Here is a 23,009-nt window from a genome sequence, read left to right as displayed (position 1 = left end):
CAATCTCTATTGTTTCAAGAAAAGAAGTAAGGAGGTACAAGCGGAAAGAAGATACTGTTGAAAGACAACGCGGAAAAATAAAAGGCCGATAGCTTGTTTCATGCTATCGGCCCTTTTACTATGGTTCTAAAGGTCTAAAAGACCTTGTCGTATCACTTATTCGGAGTCTCCCACTTCTTGGTATCCGTACAAACCACGTTCACTGTCTGGTCACCCGTCTGGATGCGGAAGTCACCTTTCTCCAGAATCCACTTGCCGTCATAGCCTACAAAAGCAAGGTCGGAGCCTTTCAGTTTCAGTGTCACGGTCTTTGTCTCGCCCGGTTTCAGTTCCACCTTTTCGAAAGCGCGAAGACGGCGGGTATCGGGAGTAAGGGAGGCAACGAGGTCGCTGCTGAAGAGCAGCACGCTTTCCTTACCAATGCGGTTGCCGGTATTCTTCACATCAACGGTGAAAGTAAGCACATCATCAGCGGTAAAGTCCGACTTATCCACCTTGAGGTTGCTGTATGCAAAAGTGGTATAGCTCAATCCATAACCGAACGCCCACTGTACGGACACTTGCGCATCGTAGTTATAAGCACCTTCCATCTGCTTGCCGATGTGTTCGCACGGTTTGTAGTCGTACGTAATCAGTGAGTTGATTTCTTTCGGATAAGTGAAAGGCATCTTTCCGCTGAAGTTGGCGTCGCCGGCAATGAGGTTTGCCAACGCATCGCCACCATAGTTACCCGGAAGCATAGTATTGACAACCGCTTTAGCCAGTGGCTCGATGTCGGCAATCAGACGGGGACGGCCTTCGTTCAGTATCAGGACGATGGGTTTGCCGGTCTTGGCAAGAGCTTTCACCAAGTCAAGCTGATTCTGGGAGAGGGTAAGGTTTGTCAAATTACCCGGAGTCTCGCAGTAAGAGTTCTCACCGATGCAAGCCACGATGTAGTCGGCAGCCGCAGCGGCAGCTACAGCTTTCTCTATCTCCGGAGTGTTTTCTTCCCACCAGTTGCCACCTTGCTTATAAGTGACGCCAGCTTCGTAGATGATATTCTCCGCACCGAATTTATTGGTGAAGGCCTCGAGGATGGTATTATATTGGCCTGCATGCTCATCGGCCTTGTCACCCTGCCAAGAGTAGGACCAGCCGCCGTTGAGGCAACGCATGGAGTTGGCATTCGGACCTGTAACCAGCAACTTCTTGCCTTTTGCCAGCGGCAATATACCGTCTGTATTCTTCAGGAGTACCAAAGATTCCTCGGCAGCCTGGAGGGCGGCGGCGGCATGTTCTGCACCACCGAACAAGGGGAAGTCTTTCAAATCGTAATAGGGCTTTTCAAACAGATTGAGACGGTACTTCAGGCGCAGTACACGGCGAACAGCATCGTCAATGCGGCTCATGGGGACTTCTCCTTCTTCCACCAGCTCCTTCAAGAGTGTACAGAACTTCCAGTCGTACGGGTCCATAGACATGTCGATACCGGCATTGATGGCAAGCTTGATGGCTTCCTTCTTATCCTTGGCTATGTGGTCGCGGCTATAAAGGTTGTTGATGTCCGCCCAGTCAGTCACAATCATACCGTCCCAGTTGAGGTCTTCTTTCAGCCACTTGGTCAGCAGCTCATAGTTGGCATGGAAAGGCAGACCGTTGTTCATGGCGGAGTTCACCATCACGGAGAGGGCACCTGCTTTCACCATTTCCAGATAAGGAGCGAAATGCTTCTCACGCATATCCTGCTCGGTGATGGAAGACGGCGTACGGTCCTTACCGGAAACGGGAACACCATAACCCATATAGTGCTTCATACAAGCGGCAACGTTGTTCTCGCCAATCAGGTTGGGGTTCTCGCCCTGGAAACCGATAACTGCTTCACGTCCCATTTCGGCATTGACGTAGGCGTCTTCACCATAGTTTTCCCACATACGCGGCCAGCGGGGGTCGCGTCCGAGGTCGGTCACCGGGGCATACGTCCAGGGAATGCTTCCCGCCTTTGTTTCATAAGCGGAGATGCGTGCACCTTCACGTGTCAGTTCACGGTTGAAGGTAGCTCCCATATTGACGCCTTGCGGGAAGAAAGTACCACCCAGCGTATAGGTAGTTCCGTGTATCTGGTCTACACCGTACACACAAGGAATACCCATCACCTCCATGGATTTCTCCTGAATGCGTTTGATGATTTCCTGCCACTTCTCCACGCTTTGTGCCACACCGTTAGGCACGTTCAAGATGGAGCCTACTTTGTATTTTCCGATGACAGAGTCGAGCATCGCCTCGTCCAACTGGAAGCCCTTGGCATTCTCAATACCCTGGATACGCATATAGAGCTGCATCATCACTTCTTGCGAAGGCATCTCCTTACCCAGCTTGAACTCTTTCTCTAACTTATACCTCTTGACGATTTTCTTCAAATCATCTACAGTTATATCTTTCGGATTGAGACCGGCGAAAGGATTGGCGCGTTTCTGCAGGAGGTCTATGGTGAGTTCGCACATCTGACCGACTTTCTCGTCAAGCGTCATCTTCTTCAGCAAAGTCTCAATCTGCTGTTCTATTTTCTCGTCTCTTGGAATGGCAGGCGCAACAGTGGTCTGCGCCGTAGAAGCAAGTACTAACCCTGATAGGGCTAAAGATAAGATTAACTTTTTACTCATGGTTGTGATATTGGTTTATAATAGTTGCACTATCTGTTTATACGAGGTACAAAGATAAGAACATCCTGCCATACCAAAGGGTACAACAGGATGTTTTTTAGGGTATGATTTGTTATTTTTTCAGACAATCCTACTCTCATCTCTTCAAGAGACTCATCGGTTCCTGAAGTTTCAGGATGTCGTTCGTCTTCTGCGTTGCGGCAGCTACTTCAGCCTCCAGCATAGCCTTGATGTCGCGTGAGGAAGCTCCGACGAGGAACTTGTAGTTTCCGGGAGTTACCACCCATGCCGATGCAGCCTCATCGTAGGAAGCCAGGTCATCAGCATTCACTTTCAGCGTCACCACAGTAGTTTCGCCCGGTTTCAGCTCCTTGGTCTTGGCAAAAGCCTTCAGTTCCTTTTCGGGCTTGTTGGCAGCAACATCGGGAGCGGATACATAAAGCTGAACCACTTCCTTGCCTGCTACCTTACCGGTGTTCTTCACTTCTACAGACACGGTATAGACACCGTTGTCTGCCTTGACAGCAGCCTTGTCGTAAGCAAAAGTGGTATAGGAAAGACCGTAACCGAAAGGATAGGAAACCTGCTTGCCAAAGGTGTCGAAGTAACGGTAACCCACGTAAATGTCCTCTTCGTAATTGGTATAGTCCACGTTCTTCACGTCGTTCTTCTTCCCGCCTTTGTTCATGAGGTCGGTGCTCACACGCATGTCTATCGGGAAGTTGTCGGAAGAAGCGGCATCTTCAAACTTCACCGGGAAAGTCATTGTCAGCTTGCCCGAAGGAGAAGCCTTGCCACTCAGCACGTCGGCCACACTGTTTCCTCCCTCCTGGCCTGCCTGCCATGCACAAAGGATGGCATCGGGAACAGATTTCCAAGAAGCGGTTTCAATCACCCCGCCGATGTTGAGTACCACCACTACCTTCTTTCCGGCAGCATGGAAAGCATCGGACACGGCTTTCAGCATGTCCTGCTCTTCTTTGGTAAGGTTGAAGTCAGCTACCATACGGTCGAGGAACTCACCAGAGGTACGTCCCAGCGTCACCAGTGCCACATCGGCCTTGGCAGCCTGCTCGCGGATGACCTGTGCGGACACAGCCATCTCAGCCGGACGGGTATCGGGCATGAACCACTCTTTCTTATCTTTGGACAGACGTTCTTTCTCGGCTTTCAGGTAAGCTTCATAGCTATTCTTCAGCGCTTCATCCACCACATAGCCGGCATTCTTCAAGCCGTCCAATAGCGAAACGGTATAAGCGCGGTTCACGTTGCCCGAACCTGTACCGCCTGCAATGAAATCGTAGGAAGTGCAACCGAAGAGTGCCACGTTCTTCACGTCGGCAGCCAGCGGCAGAGCACCGTTATCGTTCTTCAGCAATACCATGCCTTCCGTTGCCGACTGGCGAGTAACGGCAGCATGCGCCTTCAAATCAGGCTTGTTGGAGTATTTATATCCCTTGAAGTGGGGAGTCTGGAGAATCATCTCCAGAATACGCTTCACATTCTGATTGAGGATGGCTTCATCTAACGCTCCGTCCTGCACACCCTTCACGATGGCTTCGTACTGCTTGGGCAGACCGGGCTGCAACATGTCGTTGCCTGCCACCATCTGTGCCACGGCATCCTTGCCGCCAAACCAGTCGGTCATCACCATGCCCTTGAAGCCCCATTCGTCGCGCAACATGGTTGTCTGCAACTCCTTGTTTTCCGAAGTGTAGACACCGTTCAGGTAGTTGTATGAGGACATCACGGTCCAAGGAGCGGATTCCTTCACGGCAATCTCGAACCCTTTCAAGTAGATTTCGCGCAAGGCGCGTGGAGATACATGCGCATCCGTAGCCATACGGTTGGTTTCCTGGTTGTTCACAGCAAAGTGCTTGATACTGGTACCCACACCGTTGCTCTGCACACCACGTACGTAGGCGGCGGCAATCTTACCCGACACCAACGGGTCTTCAGAATAATACTCGAAGTTACGTCCGCAAAGCGGGTTACGGTGAATGTTCAGCGCCGGAGCCAACAGCACGTCCGCACCGTATTCCAGCACTTCGTTACCGATGGACTGACCTACACTTTCCACCAGTTCCTGGTCCCAGGTAGAGGCGAGCAAAGTTCCGATAGGGAAATGAGTACAATAGTACGTAGCCGAATCCCCCTCACGCTTGGGGTCGATACGCAGTCCGGCGGGACCATCAGCCAGCACCACAGCGGGAATGCCGAGGCGTTCAATCGGGTATGTGGTTCCTGCCGCACCCGGCACTAGCTTTCTCGTTGCACCGATTACGGCACTGTCACCCGAGAAACCTGCCATACCGGTACCCACTACCAGATGCGCCTTTTCTTCCAAGGTCATGGCGCCAATCACCTCATCCAGAGAGGACTTTCCAAGCTGCGGCACACCCGGTCCGCAAGCTGACAAAACAGCCATTGCTGCTGCCATGGATATGATATTCTTCTTCATAATCTTATTTAAATATCTTCGGTGCGAATTCTGTCAGGTAAATACGCCAGTTCTTCCAGATATGACCTTCTCCGGTTTCATAATATTCATATTTGTAACCCTTCTCGTCCAACATCTTGCGGTAGTCGTTATTGGCCTGGAACAAGAAGTCTTTATTACCGATAGCGATGTAATAGAGTGACGGTTTCTTGGCAAACTGGGTTTTCAGTTTGGCTTCAAGGTTGTCATAAATCGGAGACTTCACATCTTTGTTGGGCATGATGGCAGCCGAGAACAGCCCTACATAGTCGAACATGTCCGGATATTGCTTGGAGATGTGCATGGAGTGGAAACCTCCCATAGAGAGACCAGCAATGGCACGCCCCTTCTTGTTGGCCTGTGTACGGTAAGTCTTATCAATGAATTTCACCACGTCGGGGAAAGCCGTTTCGAAAGAGCCTTCCATCGTCTTGGGCAGATTCATGTTGGGAGCGGCAAAGCCCAGTGAAGATTCACCCGGAGCTGCTTCCAATGCGGCGTTGCCGTTGGTCATCACTACAATCATCGGCTTGGCCTTGCCTTGGGCGATGAGGTTATCCAGAATCTGTGCCGTACGTCCCAGTTCGCTCCATGCGTTCTCGTCGCCACCCATGCCGTGCAGCAGGTAGAAGACGGGGTAGCGCTTGCCGCTTGTCTCATATCCGGCAGGCGTATAGACAGTCAGGCGGCGGTCCATACCCAGCGTGGGGCTGTTGTACCATACCTTAGATACCGTTCCATGAGGAACCTTATTCACTTTGTAGAGATCGATGCGCTCGTCACCACCGATGATGAATACATTCGTCACGCTTGCCACGTCTCGAATCATATAGACGTTGGCAGGGTCGTTAATCTTCAGTCCGTCTACCAGGAAAGTGTAGCTGTAGAGTTCTGGTTTCAGCGGTTCGGGAGTAGTGAATTCCCACACACCGTCCTTGTTCTCTTTCAAATCTGCCACACCCGGACCATCAAACTCACCAAAAGGAGTCTTGATTTTCTGCGTAGGCAGGAAGTCGCCGGTTACTTGCACCTTTACGGCTTTCGGCGCCTTCAAGCGGAAAGTTACTGTATTGTTGTCGTGTATCTCAGGTGATACCACGGGGGCACCGCCCCAGAGAGCTTGTTGCGCGAAAGTCATCGCACACATCAGCAACAGAGCTGATAAAATAGAAATTCTTTTCATAATGAGTTTGTTATTTTGTTATTAAACAGATAGTCTATAATCCTGCACTTCGGATTGGCGAAGTGCAGGGTGAATCAATCGGCACGAAGTCACTTGAACAACTTCGGCGCGAACTCCGTCAGATAGATGCGCCAGTTCCTCCAGATATGTCCCTCGCCCGTTTCCAGATACTCGTACTTGCAACCGTTGTCATCGAGCAGTTTGCGGAAGTCCGTCACGCTCTTGAAGACAAAGTCACGGTTGCCGCAAGCGATGAAATAGAGTGCCGGTTTCTTGGCAAACTGCGTCTTCAGTTTACCCTCGAAGTCGGTATAGACCGGACAAGTGGACTTATCGTTCCTGGAAGCAGTACCCGAGAACAAGCCCACATAGTCGAACATATCCGGATAGTACTTCGAGATGCTGCAAGAGTGGAAGCCACCCATCGAGAGGCCTGCAATGGCACGGTGCTTCTTGTCCGGCAATGTGCGGAAGTTCTTCTCCACGAATTTCACGATTTCCGGGAAAGAAAGTTCGAAGCCTCCTTCCGGAGCGGAAGCACGTTCCTTCGGACTCATGGAAGGGACAGTGAAACCTTTGGGCGATTCACCGGGAGCGGCATCCTGCCAGGCATTGCCGTTGGTCATCACTACAATCATCGGTTCTGCCTTGCCCTGCGCTATCAGGTTATCCAGGATTTGTGAAGTACGGCCCAAGGCAATCCATGCCTCTTCGTCACCTCCGGCGCCATGCAGCAGGTAGAAGACGGGATAACGCTTCTTGCCGTTCTCGTAGCCGGCGGGTGTATAAACCGTCAGGCGGCGGTCCATACCCAGCGTGGGACTATTGTACCACATACGTCTCACTGTTCCGTGAGGCACTTTGTTCACCTTGTAGAGGTCGGCACGGTCACCGCTGATGATGAACACATTCGTCACAGTTGCCACATCACGAATCATATAGACGTTGCCGGGATCCATTATTTTCAGCCCGTCCACAAAGAAAGCATAGCCATAAAGTTCGGGTTTCAGCGGTTCGGCAGTGGTATATTCCCACACGCCGTCCTTGCCCTCCTTCATATCGACGATGCCCGGAGCGTCATACTCGCCCCTCGGTGTCTGGATGGTGTGCGGCGGCAGGAAGTCACCCGTCAACTGCACCTTCACGGCTTTCGGCGCCTTCAGGCGGAAAGTGACCGTATTGTCATCGTGAATCTCCGGCGAAACTACCGGAGCACCGCCCCACAAGGCTTGTTGCGCAAAGCTCATTGCACACATCAGCAACAAAGTAAATAAAAGTGTAAATTTCTTCATAATCATTTTAATTGTTTAAGGAGTTGGAGAAAGTTGAAGGGAATCAAATCTCATTTCTCAAAGCACCGGCTCACAAAAGGCAAACACATATACAATGCCGAATGCCAGTATTCACTGGTGTGCCCTCCGTCGCGCACGCGGAACTGGCAAGGAATGCCGGCATTGCGCATCGCCTGGAAGAACTCGATGTTACGGTCGAGCAGGAAATCATCGTCACCGCAATCCACAAACCACTGCACGGTGCGCAGAGCAGCTTTACGGGCCTCATCAGCCTCCAGCACATACTTGATGCAACTATGCTCCTGCACCGAACGGGTCAGCACAGCCATCTTGTTTGTGGGGTCGGGGTCTTTTCCCGCCGCCTCACCACTGACGGGGATGTTCATCAAGGCACTCATGGCGTATGCCGCACAATAGAGGTCGGGATAGCGCTGCGCGTAGCTCGTGGTTCCGCCTCCACCCATCGAAAGGCCCGCAACGGCACGATGCTGACGGTCGCCCACCACACGGTAGGTCTTCTCGATATAGGGCATGAACTCCTTGTAGAAGAAATCCTCGTAAGCCCATCCCGGCATGTTGAAGTAACCGTTCCAGCACGTGGCCGGATTGCCTCCGGCGTTGGGGCTGACGATAATCATCTCGCACGCCTCGCCCGATGCCGTCAACTGGTCCATCACGTCCTTCACACGCTGGTCCGTAAACCAGCTGGTATTCACCCCCGACATGCCGTGCAGCAGGTAGAGAATGGGATACTTCCTGTCTGCCTCCTTGTCATAGCTCTGAGGCAGATAGATGGTATAGGCGCGGTGCGTCTTCAGCACCGTGCTGTAGATGCTGTCGGTCACGACCTTGCTTTGTGGTCCCCATGCAGGATTCTGTGCATTTGCCATCCACAACGAGCAGACGGCAAAAAGAGAAAGTATCAATCTTTTCATGGCATAGATTTTAAAAATGTACTACAAAATAAGTGCTTTCCATTCTAAAACGGATTGATATATATCAGTTTTTTCAGGTGATGTATATGCACACCTCATCTCTTCACCATGGGATGCACAGCCACCGGCACTTGTGCCCGCATGGCATCGTGCACTTTCTGCTTGCGTGCCTTTGCCACCTTCTGCACCGTGGTGCAACGCACGTCGGCCGAAGAGGCGGCAGCCATCCATTGATATTCACCCTTGGCCAACTCCCAAGAGCTGCTTTTCTCGTTGAAGGAGGCCATGTCCATCACGTTCCACTCCAATGTCAGGGTCTGGCTCTCGCCGGGTTTCAGCAGGCGGGTCTTGCCGAAGGCTTTCAGTTCCTTGGCGGGCTTGTCCATGCCGCCCTCGGGAGCCTTGACATAGAGCTGCACGGCTTCACGGCCTGCCACCTTGCCGGTGTTCTTCACGCTCACTTTCATGCGGCAGCGGTCACCGTCGATGGCAGCCTCTTCCACCGCATATTCAAAGGTGGTATAGCTCAGTCCGTGGCCGAAGGGGTAAGACACCTCTTTACCAAAGGTATCGAAGTAACGGTAACCCACGTAGATGCCCTCCTCGTAGAGGGTGAAATCGACGTTGCGTTCCGGCTCTTTCGGCTTCTCCTCTTTCTTGTCGGACTTGAAGTTCATGCCGGTACCCATGGCGAACGACGGCATCTTGAACTCATAGTCGAAAGGGAAATTGGCATCCGACGGCGCGTCGCCATACTTCACGGCAAACGTCATAGGCAGCTTGCCGCTGGGGTTCACCTTACCCGTCAACACGTCGGCAATGCAGTTGCCCACTTCCTGCCCGGGCTGGAAAGCGCATACCAAGGCATCTGCCAGCTCTTTCCATGAAGCGGTCTCCACGGGGCTGCAGATGTTGAGAACCACCACCAGCTTCTTGCCTGCGGCACGATAGGCGGCAGACACTTGCTTTATCAGAGCCAGTTCGTTCTCCTTCAAGAGGAAATCTTCCACACGGCGGTCGCAGCCTTCACCACTGACACGTCCCAGCGTAAGCACGGCGATATCATTGGCTTTCACTTGTGCGGCCAGTTCCTCGGCAGTGGGCAGGAACTCTTCGGCACGAGGCAGCGGAGTGAACGAGAAAGGAGGACGACCGTGGGGGAAGAGACGTTTCTGCTCGTCGGCCATGTGCTTCTTGTAGCGGTTCAGCAAATCCTTATCTACCGTATAGCCCGCATTGCGCAAACCTTCTACCATAGACACCGTGTAGTAGCCGAAACCCGTACTGCCGAATCCCATACCGGCAGGAACCATGTCGTAGGAAGTAGTGCCGTAAAGGCCTACCTTCCTGATGCCGGCAGCCATAGGCAGCGCATTCTTGTTATCCAGCAGCACGATGCCCTCGGCACCTACCCGGCGGTCCACTTGCGCGTGGGCTTTGAGGTCGGTCTCGTTGGGATAATTGTAACCGGCAAAGGTGTGGCTCTTCACCACAAACTCCAGCACACGCTTCACGCTGAGGTTGAGGAGCGCCTCATCCAGCGTGCCGTTCTTCACGGCTTCCAGAATGGCGTTGTACTGGCGTTCCTGCCCCGGCTGCAACATGTCGTTGCCTGCCGCGATGGAAGTCACGGCATCTTTTCCGGCATTCCAGTCGGACATCACCAGTCCCTTGAATCCCCATTCGTCGCGGAGGATATCTTCGGTCAGTTCGCGGTCTTCGCAAGTGTATTTGCCGTTCACCTTGTTGTAGGCGGTCATCACGCTCCAGGGCTGAGCCTCCTTGACGGCTATCTCGAAGCATTTCAGATAAAGCTCGCGCAAGGGGCGCTGCGTCAGTCGGGAGTCGTTGTTGTTGCGGTTGGTTTCCTGGTTGTTCACGGCGAAGTGCTTCAGGCAGGTGCCGGTACCTTCGCTCTGGATGCCGTTGATGTAGGCGGCGGCTATCTTGCCCACCAGCACGGGGTCTTCGGCATAGTACTCGTGGTTTCGTCCGCAGAGGGCGTTACGCATCAGGTTGACACCGGGAGCGAGGAGCACGTCCATACCGTAGTCTTTCACTTCGGTGCCCAGAGCCCGGCCTACACGGTAAGCGGCATCAGGGTCGAACGTAGCTGCCACTGTGGTGCTCGAAGGGAATTCGGTGGCGTGATAGGTGCGGCTGTCGAACTCTCGTTTGGAAGCCATCGCCAGGCGGTGCGGTCCGTCAGCAAGGAAAGCCGATGGGATGCCCAGGCGTGGAATGTCATAGGTACGTCCGGCGGTACCGGGGAACTTGGAGTCACTGCCCATCGACATGCCGCAACCGATGACGAGGTGCACCTTCTCCTCAAGGGTCAGGGCGCTGACCACTTCGTCGATGTTGTCGGCACGCAGTACAGGCGAACCGGTGGCGGGCACCGGCTGTGCATTCACAGCCAGCGCCACGCAAAAGGTGAAAAGGGGAGTTAAGAATCTTTTCATGTTTTATTAGAATTACCAACCTGTATTTTGCTTGATATTGGGATTCACATTCAATTCTGTGTAAGGAATAGGCAACAGCATGTGTTTGTCTTGGAAGCCATATACAGAATTTTTGGTATTTTCCGGTTCCAATTTAAATTCAAATATCGGATTACCTTGAGCATCCTTCATCACTTCACCTGTGGAAGGATCAATTTTCGGGAAATATCCATAAGCCGGAATAAACTTACCTTGCTCACCCAACACAGCTTTTGCATCCCCCCAACGAACCAAATCTTGGAATCGGACACTCTCCAAACAGAGTTCCAGACGTTTCTCCTTCTTCACATCATCCAATGTCACGGAAGAAAGTGGGGCAAGCTTGGCACGAGTACGGATTTCATTAATATACTTCACAGCCTTGTCGGCAGAGCCACCACCCATTACATGAGCCTCAGCGGCCATGAGTAATACTTCGGCATAACGCATCACACGCAGGTTAGTATATTGAAGACTTTGGAACCAACTTTGGTCGATAATGTTGTCTGAGCCCAAAAGACGGGTTTTCCAAAAGAAATAACCTTCGTTACCAACTAAATAAAGACCCGGATTGATAGCCATTTCCACTTCATTCATTTGTTCGTAAGTACGCATCGTACTTTTCAGACGATAACCGTCCACGCCTTCTCTTTCAACAAAAGCGTCATACAATGACTTAGTAGGATTGAAAAATCCATAAGTACCCATTGCAATGCCTTCTTCAAACAATGCCTTGGGGCCGTATGACATGTGACTTGTACGCCAGCCCAACATGATATAGAATTGAACGAACTGATTCCAAGCTTGTTCGCTGTTTTTGCGACGTTGCACTTCAAGCATAGATTCACTACAATTGTTGGTCACAGCATGTCCCAACATGTCAAAGCTGCCTTGATATAACTCATATTTCTTAGAATCAATGACTTCGTCCAAAACAGTAGCAGCATCAGAATATTTACCTTGGAAAAGATAAGCTTTGCCAAGATAAGCTTTAGCAGTTTCAAGCGTAACACGTGAAGTAGCATCCGCATCGTCCACATTAGCTTTGGAAGGCAAAGCCCCTGAAGAAATAGCCTCTTCAAGATTCTGTTCCACAAAAGCCCACAAAGCTTCAGGCGTGCTGTTGCTTACATGATACTCAGACGGAGCCAATAAGTGATCCACCAAAGGCGCATTCCCCCACAAAGTCACCAACTCAAAATAAGCCCATGCACGATAGAATTTTGCCTCAGCTACGGCACGTCTCATGACCGATGAATCTCCTGTGACATTCTCTATAATCAGATTGGCTTTATAAACCACAGCATAAAGCCCGGAATACAAACCAGAAATCAAACCGTTATCCGTAAAGAACGTAAATTCATTCAACTGCTCCATCATAGCATTATCACCACGAGAGCCACCGCCCGTATAGGCATCGTCAGAAAGACAGTTTTTTACATAAAACCAGTTAGAATACATATCACGCCAAGAGATAAGCATAGAAGCCACGGCAGCCTCAGCTTCCTCGTCAGTTTGGTAGTAATTTTCAGGACCTCCCAAACTACCATGCTTTTCAATATTCAAGCGATCTTCACAACCGGCACATACCAAAGTGAACAAGGCTGCAAAAAGTACATATATATAATGTGTTGCTTTCATTGTTTTATACATTAAATTTAAAAGTTAGAATTCTATATTGAAGCCAAGCACCACTTTCTTGGAAGCAGGATAACCGCCCATATCAATACCCATGCCTGTAGTAGCGTTAGCTGAAGATTCTGGGTCGAAACCGGGATATTTAGTGAAAGTGATAAAATCATCGAGTGAACAATAAAGGCGCATGTTATTGATAAACACTTTCTTCAACAATGATTTCGGCAAAGTATAACCCAACTGAATCTGCTTGATACGGAAGAAAGAAGCATCATAAACCATGGCATCCGACTGAATGTATTGGTCTATATTGTTGGCATTTGCCAAAGGCTTCGTACCGGTTGGATTGTTGGCAGACCAATGATTATCATACCAAACCTCTTTCAGGCGGTTACTTGTCTTATAATCGGGACGATAGTAACAATGAAAAATATCGTTACCTTGTGAACCAGTACCGAATATTGTCAGGTCAAGTCCCTTGTAAGCTGCCGTCAAGGTTATACCATACGTGAAGTCAGGAATAGCATCGCCAATGTAAGTCAAGTCACCTTCGTTGAGGCCGCCACTGTTATCAAGGTCTTTGAAAGTAGGATTGCCTTGCTCGTCCAAACCATTGAACTGATAGCCACGGAAATAGTACACCGGATATCCCTTCTCAAAGAAACTGAGCTGGTAAGTATGGAAAGAAGCTCCATTCAGACGAGGTTGCGAAGGGTCAAGATAAGTTACTTCATTCTTCAACGTAGCCAGGTTAGCACGAATGCTGTAGCTGAAATCCTTGATATTATCGCGCCAGCCCAGTTCAAATTCCCAACCTTTATTGCTTACGTTACCGGCATTCATCGGAGAAGTCTTTCCACCGATACTGAGAGAAGGTTTTGTATCTAAAACCAACAAATCTTTCGTCTTCTTTTCATAATAGTCCACACTGAAGGTCAAGCGGTCACGCAAAAAGCGAGCATCCAAACCAAAGTCAATCTGTTCGGAAGTTTCCCACTTCAATTCATCGTTACCCAATGAAGCAGGATTTACTCCGGTAGTAAAGCCATTGCCGCCAGTCAACGGATAAATGCCGCTGGAAGCCATATCCGTGCTATAGGCATAACCGCTCAATGCGGAAAGGCTACCGTTCTGTCCCCAGCTGGCACGCAACTTCAAGCTATTGACACTTTCCTTTACAGGCTCAAAGAACTTTTCTTCTGAAACCGTCCATCCCAAAGAGACTGCGGGGAAGTAACCCCAACGGTTCGTAACAGGCAATTGCGACATATCGGCTGCATCGGCACGCAAGGAGAATTGCGCCATGTAGCGACCCATGTAGTCATAGCTTGCACGACCGAAGTAAGACATTTTGGCAGAACGGGTCTTTTCACCATTCAGACCTTTGACTGCTGAGGAAGCAGCGTAATTCAGATAAAAGAATAACGGATTGTTCTGAAGTACGGCATGTTCACCATCCGGATCGAGAGATCCCTTTACATAGTCGTAAGAAGATTCCTGGAACGACATACCCAACATGGCATTGATGGTATGACCGTTGAATGACTTCACATAATTGGCAAAGTTTTCCCACTGATAGTAAATGCTTGTAGCAGACTGACTATTGATACTTACATAGTCACGTCTTTGGGTCGAATTGCCATAGAAAGGCAGGCTTGTGTTGGCAGAGCGAGTGCCTCCCAAACGATAACCGAAACGAGAAGTAAAGGTAAAGCCTTTGATAGGTGTGAAATCCGCATAGATAGAACCATTGACATTGAATCCGCTGTTACGGCCAATGGTGCTCTTACGCATCACAGTAGGATGGTAGTTTTCACCTTCATAGAAAAGAGAAGAGGCATAATAATTGCCGTTCTCGTCCTGCAACAATGTGCTGCCCTGATTCAAAGCGTTCTGCATGTGGGCAGGCAATTTATCGGGTGCGTAAGTATCAGGAGTCAAGGGATCCATCATCAGAACGGATTGCAGGAAGCTACCATACGCATTCTGCGTAGATACGCCACGGGTGTTATACTTCTCAATCTGGTTTGTCGTACCTACCTTCAACCAAGGCTTTATGTTGTATTCGGCATTAATGGTAGCCGTCATACGTTGGTAAACATCGTCTTTCCCTTTTACAATACCGTCATTGTCCAGATAAGTCAGCGACAAATAATAATTGCCCTGCTCGCCACCTCCGGCAAAAGCCAAGTTATGCTTCATCATCAATGAATTTTCAAAGGCAATATCCAGCCAGTCCGTACTGGTCTTTCCATCCCAATTGGCTTTTATGAAATTGGGGTCGAAAGCACTGCTTTCCGACATGTAATCAACGTATTCTTCTGCATTAAGCAACTTGGGCATACGGGCAATGGATTGCGTGGAAAGCTGGAAGTCATACGTAATTTTTCCTTGTCCGGCTTTACCTTTCTTTGTTGATATAAGGATAACACCGTTACCGGCCTCAGCACCATAGATAGCAGCGGAAGCAGCATCTTTCAGCACTTCCATACTGGCAATGTCATTGGGGTCGATACCGGCAATGCTGCTCATGCGTACGCCATCCACCACATAAAGCGGACTGGAAGCCGCATTGGACGAATAACCGCGCACACGTACCGTAGGTGAGGAACCCGGAGCGGCAGAAGTCGTAATCAACTGCACACCGGCTGTCTTACCCTGCAAGGCTTGTGAAGCATCACTGATAGTACGGTTTTGCATGTCTTCGGCCTTCACCTGCGAAATGGCTCCTGTCACGGAGCTTTTCTTCTGCACACCGTAACCTACTACCACCACTTCGTCCAGCGTCTCGCTGTCTTCTTTCAAGACAATGTTCATCACACCGGCAACGGCTTGTTTCTCTTGGGTTACGTAGCCGATGTAAGAGAAAATGATTGTCGCTCCCTGATTCACATTCAATGTATAATTACCGTCAATATCGGTAATACAACCGTTGGTAGTACCTTTCTCTACGATACTTACACCAATCATCGGTTCATTCAGGTTGTCAGTCACCTTGCCGGTCACTTTCACGGTCTGGGCTTGTGCCAGAGAGAAAGGAAGGCAGATTAAGAGAAAGAGTGCCATAGCGGCAAGTCTCTTTCGGGCTGCTTGATTCATGATTCGTTTCATTTTAGTTAGTTTAAAATTAGATTTATAGTTACATTATTGGTTACAAGTCGATGGTTATTAATAGGGTTGACACCAACCGTATTACATTCCCACGTCAGCAAAGCAACGCCGCCCCCCGTCAGCGGGGCAACGTGCCCCCTCGTCAGGTTATCCCAAAGGATATTCGTTCTGGTCGCCGTCCTCACCGGAGCCGCTGTCCCCGCTTCCGCTGCCGGAACCGCTGTCCGGCACCTGATAGGCGGAGCCTACGCCCATAGGCTCGTCCAGCTCATAGACACGCGGTTTCACCACATTGTGACCGCCGCTGCCATACTGGGTACAAATCTTCACACGCCACAACCCGTCGGTAACCCCTGCGGGGAGGACGAAAATAAGCTGCTTCGGCTCGTTCACCGTCACATCTTCCAGGGGGACGAACACCTTCTTCGAAGGCGTTTCCACCGAGGTGAACGTTACGCCCACGGAAGCGTCCGCACCTGCCAGCTTGATGTTGCGACCGGTCAGGCGGATGTTCTTTCCTGCCTGCGGCGCACGGGTGGAAACCGTTCCATCGGCGGCACGGGTCTGCGCCACGGCACCGTTCAGCAACGGCCCTACCACGGCAGGCTGGGTGAAGAGTTCCACACGGCAGCCTTCCATCTCCGTGCGGAGCAGCGGCCCCATGCTGAGCGTGGCATACACCTTTACCTTCTTGCGGTCGATGGCCTGCGAAAGGTCGCTTTTCAGTACCGTGCCACCGGCGCAGGGGCGCATCAGGGCTGTGGGAGTGGAAACGATGTAGGAACTTGCCACGGCATCGGCCTTGACACGTTCGGCATCGTTGAGGACAGCGAAGATTTCGTCTTCGTTACGGTTCAGCCGCGTGGCCACCTCGGCTGCGATGTCGCGCAGGCTCACGGTGTCGGGCATGGTTTTGGCACGAAGATAGAAATCGTCTGTGCGCTCGGTCAGCGTGGCGTCGTATGCCACGAGGCTGACCAGTTTGGTAAATGTTTTTGCCATAATATTGAGTTGTTTTAATGTCGGTCCGATGAATGGGGAAACCGTTCACCGGACCGGCTCTATTATTTAAAGCCAACAATTCGGTTCTGCATCGGAAAGCCTCAGAATCCCCGTGTAGGGAACGCCCGTACCACCTCCAGCAGTTCCTTGTCGTGGTGGTGCTTCACCTCGCAACGGTTGTTGAAGAACATCGTGGCTCCTCCTTCTTCGGTATAGGCATCCCACTGGGGCAGGCCCTCTGCATTGGGATTGCCCGTGCGGGCGAAGTTCAGCCAGGCACCGCTCATCTTCTCGGCCAGGGCCTGCGCTTCGGCGCCACCGCCCGTCATGGAAGCATGAAGTACGGCATTGTTGAAGGCGAAAGGTATCTCCATGCAGTGCGTGCTGCGGAACATGCCATCGAGCACCGGAGATTCCCAGGCGAACATGTACATATAGACCGGAGCACCCTGCTGTGCAGCTTTCAGTCTGGCTTGCTCCACCGCACCGGGACGGAATACGAAATCCACATCCACCAAATCCTTGGGCCGGTAGCCGGGGTAAGCCTTCTCGAAGGCGGCGAGGAAGTCGTCCGTGCGGTCACCGTAGCGTTGTTTCAGGAATTCCACGGCTTTTTCTTTGGTGATGGTGCGGAAAGCGGGCACGTAGGTGCTCATGGTGAACTCGTGCAAGGTGGTTCCTATCATCACGGGCACGTCCTTGCTCTGTGCAGGCGCCTGCGGGTCGAAAGGTTGTGCGGGCAGCACGTCGCCATCCACAGTGGGCGCCCATCCGAAGATGAAGGTAGAGATGCCATTCTCTTTCTCAACCTCGGCCTTCACCTTGGCAACGGCTTTCTCACCGGCAGCAAGCAGCCGTTCGTAAGGCATCTTCTGCAGCTCGTCTATCTGCGAGGCTTTCAATCCCAACTCGTCCATCACGGCAGCGCCGATGCGACGTGAATACTTGGCATCCATCGTGCGAAGCATGGAGCCGCTCTGAACGATGGCCTTGTGGTAGAGCCCTTTTGCAGATGGAGTGGCAAGCAATGTGGAAACCTTTCCGCCGCCGCCCGACTGTCCGAAAATCGTTACGTTCTGTGCGTCGCCGCCAAACGCGGCTATATTCTTGTTTACCCATTGAAGTGCTGCCACGAGGTCGAGCAGGCCGGCATTGCCGGATTTGGCGTATTTGTCGCCGTAGGCGGAAAGGTCGAGGAAGCCGAGGACGTTGAGACGGTGGTTGAGCGTGACTACCACCGCATCACCTTTCTTGGCAAGGTTGAAACCGTCGTAGGAGGGAAGTTCCTGTCCGCTGCCTGCCGCATAGCCGCCGCCGTGAAGCCACACCATGACGGGACGCTTCTTGCCGTCGTTCAGGCCCGGAGTCCAGATGTTGACCCGCAGGCAGTCTTCGCCGGGATAGCCGTCGTCCCAGTGGAAGGCGAAAGCGTGCTCGTCGGCACCCCAGCCCATACGCACCGCCTGGGGGCAGGTGGGACCGAACATGCGGCTGCTGCGCACGCCTTCCCATTTGTCGGCAGGCTGGGGCGGCATGAAGCGCTCTGCCTTGGCGTAGGGAATACCTTTATATATATAGATACCGTCTTGCAGGAATCCTCCCACTTTGCCCGATTCGGTCTGGGCGACGGCGGTCTCGGAAGAGGCGATGATTTCGCCCGTGGCTTGTTGCGCGCCGGCGGTCTTCACGCCCGCTGTCTGTCCGCAAGAGGATAGAATCAGCAGGGAGGCCAACGCAAGCATGGATAAAGGTTGTCTTTTCATGGTTATATCTCGTTTTTTTAAGTTGATAATTTGTCTTTGACTTGCTTTCAGCGAACGAGTTGACAAGTTGTTCACTTGTTCACTTTTTCCGGTTGCAATATTACGCCGATTGCGCCGGAGAGGCTGGCCGGCATGTAAAAAGGATTTGCCCAGAGGTTTAAAAGCGCTTGCCCATAGGTTCAAATGTTTGCCTTTTTGTTCAAAACATGCTGCAAAGCAACTTATATTCAATTTTTTATCCTTATTTTCGCACATCATTCAAAACCTTTTAATATGACCTTGTCTAACCGGAAAATCCTCCGCACCCTGTTCCGCCTGCTGGCCGGAATTCTGTATGCCGTCTGCCTGTCGGCATGCGATGCCAAAGAGCCTTTACCCGAAAACCGGGATGCCGAAATCGAAAGCCCCGTCATAGCCAACGACCTCTCCAACCAGAAAGTCACCGCCATAGCCGAAGACACGCAAGGCCATATATGGATAGGCACGTTCCGCGGGCTGAACAAGAACAACGTGCACGACTACCACCAGTACTTCTGCACCGACGACTCGCTGGGACTGCCCGACAACCAGATTACCCACCTGCTGCGCGACTCGAAGAACCGCTTCTGGGTGGGCACCGTGAACGGCGTGTGCCTATACACCGACAAGGACAACTTCCGCATCATCCCCATCGAGGCCGACAACAAGAACGTGAGGCAGATTCTGGAAGACCGCAACGGGCGCATCTTCCTCAGCACCGGCTTCCAGCTCTACGCCTACCACCCCCGGGAGGAAAAGATTACCTGCGTGCTGCCCGAAATCTGCACCGGAAATACCTTCTACGCACAGTGCCACATCGCCCCCGACAACAACCTCTGGGTAATGACCTCCACCGGGCTCCGCTGCTACGACCTATCTACCCTGCAGCTGAAAGAGTCTGTCGCCCTCAGCGGCTATCCCTACTACTCGTACCTGCACAACAACGAGCTGTGGATAACCGGCAACCACACCCTCAGCATCTTCGACACCCGCACGCGCAGCTTCAAGCCGTTGCCGCAGCCCATCGCCCGAAACACCACGCTGTGCAACGCCGACATCGACTACATACACCCCTACGGCAACAACGGCCTGCTGCTGAACACCGCCAGACACGGCATGTTCTACTACAACCCGGGCACCGGCAGCGTGACCCGCCAGGGCGAGAACGGATTCCCCTTCGAGATGCCCCGCTTCCGAATCAGCCGGATGTTCACCGACTCGCAGCAGAACCTTTGGATAGGCTCCGTGGACCAGGGGTACACCGTGTGCTACCACTACAAGGAGCGGTTCAACAACGACAACTACCTGCGCTCCGAGCTGAACAACAAGTCCGTGGTGTCGCTAAGCGCCGGCAAGGACCACAAGCTGTGGATTTCCACCCTGATGGACGGCATCTACGTGTATGACACGAAGAGCAGCGAAATCAGGCACATCGACCCCGAAACGTTCTGGGGGCAAGAGAAACAGAAAGCCATCTACGTGAACCAGCTGATGGTGGACAGCGACAACAACCTCTGGATGACAAGCACCGACAGCGAAGTGCTGAAAGCCCGCTACACGCCCGACGGGCAGCTGAAGATAGAGGAACGGCACCGGATTTTCCTGCCCATGTCCATCGCCCAGTCGCCCGACGGAACCATCTGGATAGGCACCGCCACGGTCAACGTCTATGCCCTGCGCCCCGGCAAGAAGGAATTCGAGGCGATGAAGCTCTTCGAGGGGTTCACCTTCGTGCCCGGCCTGGCGATGATGGATAACCGCCGGCTGATGGTGACGGGCTTCTACCAACCCATCAAGCATATCGACATCGAAAACCTGGAGACGGGCACAGCGGACATCGCGGAAGAGGACCTGAAAGCCTGCATACGCCGCTCCGTATTCGTCCCCACGGCCTTGTACAAAGACACGTACGGCATTCTCTGGATAGGTACCGTAGGCAACGGGCTGATGTGCTACCATCCCGAAACGGGACGGATGACACCCATGCCCGGCACCTCCTGCCTCGACATATCGGGCATCGAGGAAGACCTGCAAGGCAACCTCTGGATAAGCACCCAATACGGACTGAGCAAATATGACCGGACAGCCGGACGCTTCACCAACTATTATGCCGCCGACGGCATAGGCGGAAACCAGTTCTACGACCGCGCCTCGTGCCGTCTGCCCGACGGGACGCTGGCATTCGGCGGCACGCACGGGCTCACGCTCTTCAACCCCATCGACGTGCCCATCAAGCGCAACATCCCGCTGCTGTTCAGCGACCTGAAGATACACAACAAGCTGATACGTCCGCAATTGCACGGAGGAACCATCGGCAAGCACCTCTCCTACTGCCCCGACATACACCTGGAGCACGACCAGAACAGTTTCAGCATCTCCTTCTCTGCCCTGAACTACAGCGAGTACGGACGAGTGCACTACCAATACCACCTGGAGGGTTTCGACAACTACTGGGTAGACGCCCGCAACAACCACGAGGCCTACTACGCCAACCTGCCTGCCGGAGAGTATGTGTTCCACGTGAAAATCACCAACAACGACCGGAGCATCGTGGAGGCCGAGAACTCCATCCGCATCCGCGTATATCCGGCCCCCTGGCGCACGTGGTGGGCCTACTGCATCTACTTCTTGTTGGCAACCGCCCTCGCCCTTCTCTTCCTGCGTGCCCTGCTCCGCGTCCGCGCCGAAAAGGAGGCCGCCCGCCGCGCCCGCCTGGAGAAAGAGCAGGAGCAACGGGTGAACCGGATGAACATGAGCTTCTTCGCCAACGTCTCGCACGAGTTCCGCACACCGCTCACCATGATTTCCGGTCCCGTGAACCAGCTCTGCGCCAATCCGCGGATAGAGGGTGCGGACAAGAACCTGCTGCACATCGTGCAACGCAGCGTGAACCGCATGCTGAGGCTCGTCAACCAGATGATGGACTTCAACAAGCTGGAGAACGACACCCTGCGCCTGCAAGTGAAGCGCGCCGACCTCATCGCCTGCCTGCAACGCCAGGTGGGCATCTTCCGGGTGAACGCCGACGACAAGGGCATCGACCTGAACACCTACGGACTGGAAGACACCTTCCTGATGTGGCTGGACGAGGACAAGGTGGAAAAGATATTCAACAACCTAATGTCCAATGCCCTGAAGTTCACGCCCCAAGGCGGTAAAATCAGTGTCGGCTTCGACGTAATAGACCGTGAGAAAGCCGCGCGGCTCTTCGGCCTGTCCGCCGACGGGCGCATCACGCAGTACGTCAAAGTGTCCGTGGCCAACACGGGACAGAGCATCCCCGAAGACAAGATAGAGAAGATATTCGAACGCTATTACCAGATAGGCAACCAAGCCGAAGGTACCTACAACTGGGGAACGGGCATCGGCCTGTACTACGCCCGCAGCCTGGCCGTACTGCACCACGGGCAACTGAAAGCCAGCCAGTCCGAAGAGGGAAGCGGCGCCGTGTTCACCTTCGTCCTGCCCGTGAACGACGCCGCGTATGCCGAAGACGAACGGGCAACGGAACAGAGCAACCAGTCGGAAGCCTTCCCGCTGGCCGCCGCCTCGCAGCCTGCCGAGAACAAGACCGGCACCGGCGAGAAGCAACCCACCCTGCTGGTGGTGGACGACGACACCGAAGTGGCACACTACCTGCGCACCCTCCTCTCCGCCCACTACAAGGTAATCTGCCGCTTCAATGCCGACGATGCGCTGAAGGCGCTGCATGAGGAGTCACCCGACCTGGTTCTGAGTGACGTGGTGATGCCCGGCAAGGACGGTTACCAGCTCTGCCGGGAGATAAAGGAGGACTTGCAACTCTGCCACCTGCCCGTGATTCTGGTTACGGCCAAAGCCACCGTGGAAAACCAGGTGGAAGGACTGGACACGGGAGCCGACGCCTACGTGACCAAGCCTTTCGACCCTGCCTACCTGCTGGCGCTCGTCAAGTCGCTGCTCAAGAACCGCGAGAAAGCGCGCAACATGCTGGGAAAGGCCACGCAGACGGACAAGATAGAAGAGAACATCCTCTCCCCGCAAGACAACGTCTTCATGACCGAACTCTACCACCTGATGGAGAGCGAGCTCTCCAACCCCGAACTGGATATTGCCCGCATGACCGAGCTGCTGAGAATATCACGCACCAAGTTCTACTATAAAGTAAAAGGACTGACCGGCGAAAGCCCCAGCACCTTCTTCAAGACATACAAGCTGAACCGTGCCGCCGAACTGATAACGGAAGGGAAACATACCGTCTCGGAAATTGCGGACATGACGGGATTCAGCACGCTGTCCCACTTCTCGAAGAGCTTCAAGAAGCAGTTCGGAGTGAGTCCGAGCGAATACGGCAAATAGAAGGACGGGCTACTTGGCTTGTTGTATGAGGGTTATGCCTTTCAGGAGTGAAGGTATAACCCTCATGCTTTTAACAGCCGGCCCTTGTATGCACGAGATGCACATCTCGTGCATACAAGGACTACGCCTTA

At 52.6% G+C, this 23,009-nt stretch carries 11 protein-coding genes; 1 reads left to right on the top strand and 10 read right to left on the bottom strand.

Going from position 1 to position 23,009, the window contains the following annotated elements; all coding sequences use genetic code 11:
- Positions 1-152: 152 nt before the first annotated feature.
- The 10 genes from DW039_RS05115 to DW039_RS05070 form a co-directional block, all read right to left on the bottom strand.
- On the bottom strand, positions 153-2,642 hold the full coding sequence (locus DW039_RS05115) for a glycoside hydrolase family 3 N-terminal domain-containing protein (RefSeq protein ID WP_118930955.1): 2,490 nt from the start codon (positions 2,640-2,642) through the stop codon (positions 153-155).
- A gap of 136 nt (positions 2,643-2,778) precedes the next feature.
- Positions 2,779-5,103, bottom strand: a complete 2,325-nt coding sequence (locus tag DW039_RS05110; protein ID WP_118930956.1) for a glycoside hydrolase family 3 C-terminal domain-containing protein — start codon at positions 5,101-5,103, stop codon at positions 2,779-2,781.
- A gap of 4 nt (positions 5,104-5,107) precedes the next feature.
- Entirely contained in the window at positions 5,108-6,304 is a 1,197-nt protein-coding gene (locus DW039_RS05105) for an esterase (protein ID WP_016272040.1), read from the bottom strand.
- A gap of 89 nt (positions 6,305-6,393) precedes the next feature.
- A complete protein-coding gene (locus tag DW039_RS05100; protein ID WP_120381772.1) occupies positions 6,394-7,596 on the bottom strand; it encodes an esterase in 1,203 nt (400 codons plus the stop codon).
- Positions 7,597-7,646: 50 nt separating this feature from the next.
- Complete coding sequence (locus DW039_RS05095) at positions 7,647-8,531, bottom strand: esterase family protein (protein WP_044468431.1); 885 nt, start codon at positions 8,529-8,531, stop codon at positions 7,647-7,649.
- Positions 8,532-8,626: 95 nt separating this feature from the next.
- A complete protein-coding gene (locus DW039_RS05090; RefSeq protein WP_119957687.1) occupies positions 8,627-10,993 on the bottom strand; it encodes a glycoside hydrolase family 3 C-terminal domain-containing protein in 2,367 nt (788 codons plus the stop codon).
- A gap of 12 nt (positions 10,994-11,005) precedes the next feature.
- On the bottom strand, positions 11,006-12,652 hold the full coding sequence (locus DW039_RS05085; RefSeq protein WP_044468430.1) for a RagB/SusD family nutrient uptake outer membrane protein: 1,647 nt from the start codon (positions 12,650-12,652) through the stop codon (positions 11,006-11,008).
- Positions 12,653-12,676: 24 nt separating this feature from the next.
- Positions 12,677-15,757, bottom strand: a complete 3,081-nt coding sequence (locus tag DW039_RS05080; protein WP_117703786.1) for a TonB-dependent receptor — start codon at positions 15,755-15,757, stop codon at positions 12,677-12,679.
- Between the two features lie 147 nt (positions 15,758-15,904).
- Entirely contained in the window at positions 15,905-16,759 is an 855-nt protein-coding gene (locus tag DW039_RS05075; RefSeq protein ID WP_052573186.1) for a DUF4469 domain-containing protein, read from the bottom strand.
- A 101-nt stretch (positions 16,760-16,860) separates the two neighbouring features.
- Complete coding sequence (locus tag DW039_RS05070) at positions 16,861-18,522, bottom strand: carboxylesterase/lipase family protein (RefSeq protein WP_181979444.1); 1,662 nt, start codon at positions 18,520-18,522, stop codon at positions 16,861-16,863.
- Between the two features lie 273 nt (positions 18,523-18,795).
- Here DW039_RS05070 and DW039_RS05065 point away from each other — a divergent pair, with 273 nt between their 5' ends.
- Positions 18,796-22,878: a two-component regulator propeller domain-containing protein gene (locus DW039_RS05065; RefSeq protein WP_044467446.1), complete on the top strand. Its 4,083-nt coding sequence runs from the start codon at positions 18,796-18,798 to the stop codon at positions 22,876-22,878.
- Positions 22,879-23,009 lie beyond the last annotated feature (131 nt).

Origin of the sequence: Bacteroides sp. AF39-16AC, from assembly GCF_003602735.1 — a bacterium.
GTDB lineage: Bacteria > Bacteroidota > Bacteroidia > Bacteroidales > Bacteroidaceae > Bacteroides > Bacteroides uniformis.
The sequence above is the reverse complement of the archived record's forward strand: the minus strand, read 5'-3'. Positions and strand labels throughout refer to the sequence as shown.

Excerpts from the sequence above, each read along its gene's own strand:
- DW039_RS05080 (WP_117703786.1), bottom strand. The coding sequence starts at position 15,757 with ATGAAACGAATCATGAATCAAGCAGCCCGAAAGAGACTTGCCGCTATG.
- DW039_RS05065 (WP_044467446.1), top strand. The coding sequence starts at position 18,796 with ATGACCTTGTCTAACCGGAAAATCCTCCGCACCCTGTTCCGCCTGCTG.
- DW039_RS05090 (WP_119957687.1), bottom strand. The coding sequence starts at position 10,993 with ATGAAAAGATTCTTAACTCCCCTTTTCACCTTTTGCGTGGCGCTGGCT.
- DW039_RS05075 (WP_052573186.1), bottom strand. The coding sequence starts at position 16,759 with ATGGCAAAAACATTTACCAAACTGGTCAGCCTCGTGGCATACGACGCC.
- DW039_RS05115 (WP_118930955.1), bottom strand. The coding sequence starts at position 2,642 with ATGAGTAAAAAGTTAATCTTATCTTTAGCCCTATCAGGGTTAGTACTT.
- DW039_RS05110 (WP_118930956.1), bottom strand. The coding sequence starts at position 5,103 with ATGAAGAAGAATATCATATCCATGGCAGCAGCAATGGCTGTTTTGTCA.
- DW039_RS05070 (WP_181979444.1), bottom strand. The coding sequence starts at position 18,522 with ATGAAAAGACAACCTTTATCCATGCTTGCGTTGGCCTCCCTGCTGATT.
- DW039_RS05085 (WP_044468430.1), bottom strand. The coding sequence starts at position 12,652 with ATGAAAGCAACACATTATATATATGTACTTTTTGCAGCCTTGTTCACT.
- DW039_RS05095 (WP_044468431.1), bottom strand. The coding sequence starts at position 8,531 with ATGAAAAGATTGATACTTTCTCTTTTTGCCGTCTGCTCGTTGTGGATG.
- DW039_RS05105 (WP_016272040.1), bottom strand. The coding sequence starts at position 6,304 with ATGAAAAGAATTTCTATTTTATCAGCTCTGTTGCTGATGTGTGCGATG.
- DW039_RS05100 (WP_120381772.1), bottom strand. The coding sequence starts at position 7,596 with ATGAAGAAATTTACACTTTTATTTACTTTGTTGCTGATGTGTGCAATG.